Origin of the sequence: Enterobacter sp. K16B, from assembly GCF_020216105.1 — a bacterium.
GTDB classification, from domain to species: domain Bacteria; phylum Pseudomonadota; class Gammaproteobacteria; order Enterobacterales; family Enterobacteriaceae; genus Enterobacter; species Enterobacter sichuanensis.
Genome location: NZ_JAIWJZ010000225.1, coordinates 1 through 270, shown reverse-complemented (window position 1 = coordinate 270; position 270 = coordinate 1). Strand labels below are relative to the sequence as shown.

Here is a 270-nt window from a genome sequence, read left to right as displayed (position 1 = left end):
CTCAGCCGGGACATGAGGTCCTGTAATTCTGCCAGTTTCTGGGGTTTATCATTCGCCATCCAGTCAGGTCTTCCTGCCTCCTTGCGCAGATAAAACGCTCGTTCTTTAGCAAAGCGCGGATCAGAATAATCGGTAATCTCCTGCGTGAGAATAAACGCCACTCCGTCAATGTAGAGATGGCCTTCCAGAACGCGCCCAAACCCCGCCACACTCTCATTTTCATTGCGGTCAAAAATCACCGCATTATCACTCAGCCTGTATACCTGCTTG

Annotated in this window: 1 pseudogene; it reads right to left on the bottom strand. The window is 50.4% G+C overall.

Annotated features, from left to right (window positions below):
• Positions 1-270: pseudogene (locus LDK53_RS22840) on the bottom strand (hypothetical protein); the annotation flags it as partial.